We start from the raw sequence: 8,929 nt of genomic DNA on the forward strand, positions 1-8,929 counted from the left end.
TCGGCGGGTCCGACGACCGCGGCACCCGCGCCGTCGCCGAGCAGGAACGAGATCGAGCGATCTTCGGGATGCACGTACTGCGAGAGCTTCTCGGCCCCGACGACGAGCACGTACTCGGCGGCACCGCTGCGGATGAGCGCGTCGGCCTGCGCGATCGCGTAGGTGTAGCCGGCGCACGCGGCGCTGATGTCGTACGCGGGAGCGGGGGCGGCGCCGACCTTCTCGGCCAGCAGCGAAGCCATCGACGGGGTTACGGCCACGTTGCTGATCGTCGAGACGAGCACCGCGCCGATCTGGTCCGGGCGGATGCCGGCCTTCGCGATCGCCTCGTTGGCCGCGGTCTCGGCGAGGTCGATCGCATCCACGCCCTTGCTCGCGCGCTTGCGGGTGATGATGCCGGTGCGCTGCCGGATCCACTCGTCGCTCGAGTCGATCGGGCCGACGAGATCGTCGTTGGGCACGGTGAGGTCGCCGCGGGCAGCCCCGAGGGAGAGGATGCGGGTGTACTTCGGGCCCTCGGCCTGCTTCAGGGTGGTCATGAGTTCTCAATCAGTTCGAGGGCGGCCGGGATGTCGTCGGGCGTCTTGACCGCCACGGTGGGCAGGCCCTTGAGGCCGCGCTTGGCGAGGCCGACGAGGGCGCCGGCCGGGGCGAGTTCGACGAGACCGGTGACGCCGGCCTGCTCGAACGCCGCCATGCAGAGGTCCCAGCGCACCGGATTCGCGACCTGGCCGACCAGGAGGTCGACGAACGCCGCTCCCGAGGTCACCGTCGAGCCGTCGCGGTTGGTCCAGATCGTCGTCGCCGGGTCGCTCGCCGTCACACCGGCGGCGGCGGCGCGGAGGCGCTCGACGGCGGGATGCATGTACCGGGTGTGGAACGCACCCGCGACCTGCAGCGGGATGACGCGGGATCCCGCCGGCGGGTCCTCGGCGAGCCGGCCGAGCGCGGCGAGGTCGCCTGCGACGACCAGCTGCCCGCCGCCGTTGTAGTTCGCGGGGGAGAGGCCGAGCTCCTCGAGTTTCGCGAGCAGCTCGTTCTCGTCGCCGCCGATGACGGCGCTCATCCCGGTCGCCTCGAGCGAAGCCGCTTCGGCCATCGCTCGACCTCGCTCGCTCACGAGGGCGAGAGCGTCGGCATCGGTCAGGATGCCGGCGGCTGCCGCCGCGGCGAACTCGCCGACCGAGTGCCCGGCGACCCCGGCGAGCCGATCCCGGTGTCCGGCGAGCGCGCCGAAGGCGAGGAGGGAGGCGGCGACGATGAGCGGCTGCGCCACGGCCGTGTCGCGGATGGTGTCGGCGTCGGAGACCGTGCCGTGCGCGACGAGGTCGAGCTCGGCGGCCTCCGCGAGCGCGCCGAGATGGTCGGCGAAGCGGGGCTCCGCGAGCCAGGGGGCCAGGAATCCGGGGGTCTGCGATCCCTGTCCGGGCGCGACGACGACGACACTCACGAGAGTCCATCCTGCCAGCACCGGGCCACGCCCGTGGGGGCGACTCGACGAAGAACCGGCCGGATCGTTGGGCGATTCCTACGAACGCCGGGTCTCAGCGGCCCAGCCCGCCTGGGGCGGGTCAGCGGTCGGGGTTCGTCTTCGGCGGGCCGGCGATCGCCCCGACGATGAGCGCCGACTGCAGGATCAGGGCCTCGCGTGCCCCGGTCGCGTCGTAGCCGATCACGTCAGAGATGCGCTTGAGGCGGTAGCGCACGGTGTTGGGGTGCACGAACAGCTCCCGCGCCGTCGCCTCCAGCGAGCGGCCGTTGTCGAGGTAGCACCACAGCGTCGTCAACAGCTCGGTCGAGTGGTCCTGAAGGGGACGGTAGATCCGGTTGATGAGGGTCGAGCGGGCGAGCGGGTCGCCGGCGAAGGCGCGCTCCGGAAGCAGGTCGTCGGCGAGGGCGGGTCTCGGGGCGTTGCGCCAGGCCCGAGCCACCGCGAAGCCGGCGAGCGCTGCCTTGGCGCTCCGGGCCGCCTCGAGCAGGGAGGGGACGGCGTGTCCGAGCACCAGATGTCCGGGGCCGAATCCCGGCTCGAGTTCGCCGGCGATCTCCAGGAACGGCCGCGACTCTGTCGTCGACTCTGCGGCGCCTTCGGCGTCCGGATGCGCGTCGACCCGGCCGATGACGATCACCAGCCGACTGCCCTGCACCCCGATGAGCACGTCGGCGTCGAGATGGCGCGCGGTGCGGCGCAGCATGTCGACGTCGAGCATGCGCGGGGCCGTACCGACGAGCACGCTGACCTCGCCGTGCCCGTTCCAGCCGAGCGCTGCGATCCGGCTGGGCAGCTCGGAGTCGTACTCGCCGGTGAGGATCGAGTCGACGACGAGGGCTTCGAGACGCGCGTCCCAGAGTCCGCGAGCCTCGGCGGCGCGGGCGTAGACGTCGGCCGCGGCGAAGGCGATCTCGCGCGAGTAGAGCAGGATCGCCTCGCGCAGGCTCTCGTCGTCGTTCTTGACCCGCTGTTCGACGATCTCGACGGTGACCCGGATGAGCTGCAGCGTCTGCTGGAGGCTGACCGAGCGGAGGAGCTCGCGGGGTGCTGCGCCGAAGACATCCGCGGCGATCCAGGGGATCGATTTGGGGTCGTCGAACCAGGAGATGAACGAGGTGATGCCCGCCTGGGCGACCAGACCGACGGCGCTGCGCCGGCCCGGCGGCATGTCGCGGTACCACGGCAGCGTGTCCTCGAGGCGTTTCAGAGTCGCCGTCGAGAGCTCGCCCGACAGCGTCCGCAGCCAGGCGAGGGTCTGCTGCTTGGTGCGCGCAGCTGCCACCGGAGTGTCGGGACCCTAGCTCTCGCCGCCGGCGGCCCCGGAGGTGCCGGCGGCGACGTCGTAGAGCCGGTACCGCTCGATCGCCTGGGCGGGGGCATCGGCCGCCACCTCGCCGCGACGCGCGAGCGACTGCAGCACGCGCACCACGATCGACGGGCCGTCGATCTTGAAGTACCGGCGGGCGGCCGCGCGGGTGTCGCTGAACCCGAAGCCGTCGGCACCGAGGGTCAGGTACTCGCCGGGCACGAAGGGCCGGATCTGGTCCTGCACGGCGTGCATGAAGTCGGACACCCCGACGAACGGACCCTCCGCACCCTGGAGCTTCGACCAGAGGTACGGGATCTGCGGCGCCTCCTGCGGATACAGGAAGTTGTGCTCGTCGGCGGCGAGGCCGTCGCGGCGCAGCTCGGTCCAGGACGTGACGCTCCAGACGTCCGCGGCGACGTTCCAGTCGCGCGCGAGCAGCTCCTGCGCCTCGAGCGCCCACGGCACGCCGACGCCCGAGGCGAGCAGCTGCGCCTTCGGGCCGAAGCCGTCGGAGCCTTTCAGCTTGTGGATGCCCTTGAGGATGCCCTCGACGTCGACGTTCTCCGGCTCCGCGGGCTGCAGCATCGGCTCGTTGTAGAGCGTGATGTAGTACATGACGTTCGGGTCCGGGTGGCTCGGTTTGCCATCAGCATCGGCCCCGTACATCCGCTCCAGGCCGTCGCGCACGATGTGGCCGAGCTCGAAGCCGTACGCCGGGTCGTAGGAGACGACGGCGGGGTTCGTCGACGACAGCAGGTGCGAGTGACCGTCGGCGTGCTGGAGCCCTTCGCCGGTCAGCGTCGTGCGTCCCGCGGTCGCGCCCATGATGAAGCCGCGCGCCATCTGGTCGCCTGCCGCCCACATCGCGTCGCCGGTGCGCTGGAACCCGAACATCGAGTAGAAGACGTAGAACGGGATGAGCGGCTCGGCCTGCGTGGCGTAGGACGTACCGATCGCGGTGAAGGCCGCGAAGGCGCCGGCCTCGTTGATGCCGGTGTGCAGGATCTGGCCCTGCGGGCTCTCCTTGTAGGCCAGCAGCAGCTCGCGGTCGACCGACGTGTAGTGCTGCCCGTTCGGGTTGTAGATCTTCGCCGTCGGGAAGTAGGCGTCCATGCCGAACGTGCGCGCCTCATCCGGGATGATCGGCACGACGCGCTGACCCATGCCCTTGTCGCGCAGCAGGTCCTTGAGCAGCCGCGCGAACGCCATCGTCGTGGCGACCGGTTGCTTGCCGGAGCCCTTCTTCATGTCCGCGTAGACGTCGTCGCCGGGCAGTGCGACCTGGGTGTACTTCGAGCGCCGCTCCGGCACGTAGCCGCCGAGCTCGCGGCGGCGCTCCTGGAGGTACTGGATCGCCGGGTCGTCTGCGCCGGGGTGGTAGTACGGCGGCTGGTACGGGTCGGCTTCGAGCTGCGCGTCGGTGATCGGGATGCGCATCTCGTCGCGGAACTGCTTGAGGTTGTCCAGCGTCAGCTTCTTCATCTGGTGGGTCGCGTTGCGGCCCTCGAAGGACGGTCCCAGGCCGTAGCCCTTGACCGTCTTGGCGAGGATGACGGTCGGCTGACCCTTGTGCTCGCTCGCCGCCTTGAACGCGGCGTACACCTTGCGGTAGTCGTGACCGCCGCGCTTGAGGTTCCACAGCTGGTCGTCGGTGAGGTCCTTCACCAGTTCGGCGGTCACCGGGTCGCGGCCGAAGAAGTTCTCGCGCACGTACGCGCCCGACTCGGCCTTGTAGGTCTGGTAGTCGCCGTCGGGGGTGACGTTCATCAAGTTGACGAGCGCGCCCGTGGTGTCCTTGGCGAGCAGGTCGTCCCACTCGCGGCCCCAGACGACCTTGATGACGTTCCAGCCGGCACCGCGGAAGAACGACTCCAGCTCCTGGATGATCTTGCCGTTGCCGCGCACGGGACCGTCGAGGCGCTGCAGGTTGCAGTTGATGACGAAGTTGAGGTTGTCGAGCTTGTCGTTCGCCGCCCACTGGAGCGCGCCGCGGCTCTCGACCTCATCCATCTCGCCGTCGCCGAGGAACGCCCACACCTGCTGGTCGGAGGCGTCCTTGATGCCGCGGTTGGTCAGGTAGCGGTTCGCCTGCGCCTGGTGGATGGCGTTGATCGGGCCGAGCCCCATCGACACCGTCGGAAACTCCCAGAACTGGGGCATCAGGCGCGGGTGCGGGTACGACGAGATGCCGTTCGGCGCCTGCGACTTCTCCTGCCGGAACGCGGAGAGCTGCTGCTCGCTCATCCGGCCCTCGAGGAAGGCGCGGGCGTACATGCCGGGGGAGGCGTGGCCCTGGTAGAAGATCTGGTCCCCGCCGCCTGGGTGGTCCTGCCCGCGGAAGAACCAGTTGTGGCCGACCTCGTAGAGTGCGGCCGACGACGCGTAGGTGGAGATGTGGCCGCCGACGGCGACCCCGGGGCGCTGCGCCCGGTGCACCGTGATCGCGGCGTTCCAGCGGATCCAGGCGCGGTAGCGGCGCTCGACCTCCTCGTCGCCGGGGAACTCGGGCTCGTTCTCCGGGGCGATCGTGTTGATGTAGTCGGTCGTCGGCACCATCGGCACGCCGAGCTGCAGGTCCTTCGAGCGCTTGAGCAGGCTCAGCATCACGTCGCGACCGCGGCCGCGGCCCCTCGCGCTCACAAGTGAGTCGAGCGACTCCTGCCATTCCGCCGTCTCGTCGGGATCGACGTCGGTGTGGTTGACCGAATAGGGGTCCTGGTCGTTGACGGGCACCGGTGGCCTCACAGAGTGGTTCGACGCTGGTAGAGCGTGCTGGGTGGCTTTGAGGATGCGACCTTGTGGATCGCGGCGCGAAGCGCCACTCCACTCTAGTTGTCACAGCCCTTGTGCATCCTGAGGCGTATGATCGGCGGCTGGACCTTCGGACTCCCCGTCCGGGTCGGAAGGAAGCACGAGCAGCCATGGCTCTCGAGAACGACACCCAGGCACCCGATTTCGACCTCGCCAACCAGTTCGGCGAGCACGTGCGGTTGAGCGACTTCCGCGGCGTCAAGCCCGTCGCTCTCGTCTTCTTCCCCCTCGCCTTCTCGGGCGTCTGCACCGGCGAGCTGTGCGCGCTGCGCGACAACCTCGACATCTTCACCGACCACGAGGTCGAGCTGCTCGGCATCTCGGTCGACTCGAAGGCGACCCTGCGCGCGTTCGCCGAGCAGGAGGGCTACGACTTCCAGCTGCTCGCCGACTTCTGGCCGCACGGGGCCGTCGCCAAGGAGTACGGCGTGTTCCTCGAGGAGAAGGGCTTCGCGAACCGCGCGACCTTCGTGATCGACGTCAAGGGCGTCATCCGTGCCTCGTTCATCACCGCACCCGGCGAGCCGCGCTCGATCGAGGAGTACAAGGCGGCACTCGACGAGGTCCGCGCGGTGCGCGTCTAGGGAACGGTGACGACCGCGCTCACGAACGCGCTGTTGCCCCCGAAGTCGACGACCCACAGTTCCACGACCAGCCGCGTGCCCGACGGCAGCGGGTCGACGAGGTACTGGATGTTGGCGAGTTCGGCGTACAGGCCGACGCCGTTGGTGGGCTCCCAGCTGTAGTCACCCGTCGCCGGGTCGTAGATCTGGATGAGCGGCACGATCAGGCCGTCGGCCTGCACGGCCAGCTCGCCGTAGGTGCCGGTGGCGTCGTTGTAGGAGTAGTAGGTCTCCGACAGGATCGAGCCGCTCGCCGGATCGAGACTGAGTTCGAGCAGGCCGTCGAGCGCCTCACTGTCGGTCGTCGCGTAGTAGTCCAGCGGCACGCTGACGCTGGCCGTGCCCGCGTTCTCGTCCTGCGCGTACGCGAGGTAGGCGAGCGAGGTGTCTTCGCCGTCGGTGAGCGAGAGGGCGGTCAGGTCGTAGAACGCTCCCGCCACACCGGAGCCGTCGGTCGAGACCTGCGCCTCCTTCTCGCCGATGTACTGGATCGTCCCGTCGTCCTGGAGGATGCCGTAGTAGAGATAGGCCTCAGAGACGTTCTGCTCCGCGCCCGCCCCGAACTCGCCCGAGACGTAGAGGCCGCCGTCGGCGAACTCGACGGTCGCGTCGTTGGCGATGAAGTCGGGGAGACTCCCGGGGTCGATGTCACTGCCGGCGTCGTAGTAGGTGGCGAGGAAGTCGGCCCAGCCGGTGCGCTCGGCCACGGCCGCGTAGTCCGAGTCGTAGTTCTCGGTGCTCGGCGGGAAGTAGATCGACAGGCCCGTCGCACCGCGGGTCGCCTGCCCGGCCACCTTGTCGAGCACGACGTCGCCCACCGCCCGCACCACGGCATCCGCTTCGTCGGCCACGTCGAGCGCGTCGACGCTGATCTCGCCGGCGAGGATGCCGAGGTCCTTCATGTGGGTGTCGTAGCGGGGGTCGGGATTGGTGCCGAAGCCGAGCGTCTGCGCGAGGGTGCGGCCGACCGTCGGGGCGACGTCCTCGACGCGCGCGGTCAGCGCCGCCGCGAACGCCGAGACGGCCTCGTCGACGACGCCGAAGTTCTCGAGGTCGACGAGGGAGAGCGTGATGTCGTTCTCGGTGCCCGAGGCGAGAGCCTGGTTGTTGAAGCCCTCGATGATGGCCGAGCCGAGCTCGTCGGCGGTGGCGCCGCGGTAGGCGGCCTCGAGCGAGGTGTAGTCCCAGCCGTGTCCGGGCTCGAGCTCCTGCGACGCGACCATCCGGTCGGCGTGCGCGGCCATCGTCGAGGCGACCTCGAACGTCGCCATGAGGCAGGCGTCGAAGCCGAGCAGGTCGAGCTTGTCGACCCCGGCCTCGGCGAGACCCTCGCCGATCGCCTGATTGAGCTCGGCGAGGGTGAGCGAGTCGTGGTCGGCGGACTCGTCGCCGCCGACGCCCGGCCACGAGGCGCCGTGGTCGGAGATGATGAGCGAGTAGTTCGCGGCGGGGTAGGCCTTGATGCTCTCGCTGATGAAGCGCGAGAGCACCGTCGGGTCGCCGGTGTTGACGTGCCCGTAGTCATAGAGTTCGGTCGCTTCGCCCCGGCCGATCTCGAGCAGCTTGGCGCCCGTCCAGTCGGGGATGCCGAGCACCGAGGTGTCGGTGTAGCCCTCGGCCCGGTCGACGAACGAGATCAGGTTGAAGCCGGGCTGCGAGCCGACCAGGCCCATCTCCTCGACGTCCTCCATCATGAACGGCTCGAGGTTGGTGTCGGCGATCTCGAAGGTGAGCACCGTCCAGCTGTCGGGGGCCTGGATGCCGCCCGGAGTGCCGACGCACGCCGTGAGACCGGCGGCGGCGAGCACGCCCGCACCGACTGTTGCCAGGATCCGCTGCATCCGTGACCGCGCCATCCGTCGCCTCTTCTTCTCGCTCGTTGCCAGGGCCCGCTCAGGATACTGGGCGGCGGGTGTCCGGCGGCGACACCTTTTCCTCGAGCCTCGACACCTGCGCGCGGAGGGCCGTCAGCTCGGCGAGGATCCGCTCGTCGATCTTCTGATCCTGCTCGAGCGCCTCCTCGAGATCCGCGGCCTTCATCCGATCCATCGCCTCGACCACGACGGCGATCAGCAGGTTGAGCACGACCAGGGCGCTCACGATCGTGAACAGCACGAAGAAGCCCCAGATCCAGGGCTCGTCGAACGCCATCGGCGCGACGAAGTCGGGCCAGCCGTCGCCGAACATGATGCGGAACAACGACACCCCCGAGACCCAGAGGTCGCCGAAGTGGGCGGGGTTCCGTGCCCCGAAGAGCGTGGTCGCGGCGACCGAGAAGACGTAGGTGATCATCAGCAGCAACCCGCCGATCGACGCGATGCCGGGCACCGACGCCCCGAGCGCGGCGACGACGAGGCGCATCGAACGCACGGCGGAGAGCAGCCGGAGCACGCGGAGCAGACGCAGCACCCGCAGCACGCCGGCCTCCCCGCCCGCCGGGATCAGCGCGACGGCGACGACGAAGAGGTCGAAGAGGTTCCACCCGTTGCGGAAGAACGCCAGACCGTGCGCGAAGAACCGCAGCACGATCTCGACGACGAAGATCGCGATGATGACGCCGTTGACGACGTTCAGCAGGTCGCCGGCGACGTCCGTCACGGCGGGATAGGTCTCCAGCCCCAGGATGATCGCGTTCAACACGATCAACGCGATGATCGTCCCTTGGAACGGCCTCGATTCCACGAGACGGAGGAC

6 protein-coding genes and 1 pseudogene are annotated in these 8,929 nt (G+C 69.5%); 1 reads left to right on the forward strand and 6 read right to left on the reverse strand.

What is annotated here, in order from left to right; genetic code table 11:
• The 4 genes and pseudogenes from ACILQS_RS13720 to aceE all read right to left on the reverse strand — a co-directional run.
• A pseudogene (locus tag ACILQS_RS13720) lies at nt 1-539 on the reverse strand (3-oxoacyl-ACP synthase); the annotation flags it as partial.
• Entirely contained in the window at nt 536-1,450 is a 915-nt protein-coding gene (locus ACILQS_RS13725) for an ACP S-malonyltransferase (RefSeq protein ID WP_395640692.1), read from the reverse strand. The gene ACILQS_RS13725 and the pseudogene ACILQS_RS13720, both read right to left, overlap by 4 nt.
• Before the next feature lie 121 nt (nt 1,451-1,571).
• On the reverse strand, nt 1,572-2,774 hold the full coding sequence (locus ACILQS_RS13730) for a PucR family transcriptional regulator (RefSeq protein ID WP_395640693.1): 1,203 nt from the start codon (nt 2,772-2,774) through the stop codon (nt 1,572-1,574).
• Between the two features lie 15 nt (nt 2,775-2,789).
• A complete protein-coding gene (aceE, locus tag ACILQS_RS13735; RefSeq protein ID WP_395640694.1) occupies nt 2,790-5,534 on the reverse strand; it encodes a pyruvate dehydrogenase (acetyl-transferring), homodimeric type in 2,745 nt (914 codons plus the stop codon).
• Between the two features lie 188 nt (nt 5,535-5,722).
• Here aceE and ACILQS_RS13740 point away from each other — a divergent pair, with 188 nt between their 5' ends.
• Complete coding sequence (locus tag ACILQS_RS13740; protein ID WP_395640695.1) at nt 5,723-6,196, forward strand: peroxiredoxin; 474 nt, start codon at nt 5,723-5,725, stop codon at nt 6,194-6,196.
• Here ACILQS_RS13740 and ACILQS_RS13745 read toward each other — a convergent pair.
• Together ACILQS_RS13745 and ACILQS_RS13750 are read right to left on the reverse strand one after the other, a co-directional pair.
• On the reverse strand, nt 6,193-8,091 hold the full coding sequence (locus ACILQS_RS13745) for a clostripain-related cysteine peptidase (RefSeq protein WP_395640696.1): 1,899 nt from the start codon (nt 8,089-8,091) through the stop codon (nt 6,193-6,195). The two genes, ACILQS_RS13740 and ACILQS_RS13745, sit on opposite strands and share 4 nt — an antisense overlap.
• Nucleotides 8,092-8,128: 37 nt before the next feature.
• On the reverse strand, nt 8,129-8,929 hold an 801-nt coding region (locus tag ACILQS_RS13750; protein ID WP_395640697.1), incomplete at its 5' end, for an ion transporter.

It is taken from the genome of Pseudolysinimonas sp., from assembly GCF_044239695.1.
Classification (GTDB): domain Bacteria; phylum Actinomycetota; class Actinomycetes; order Actinomycetales; family Microbacteriaceae; genus Pseudolysinimonas_A.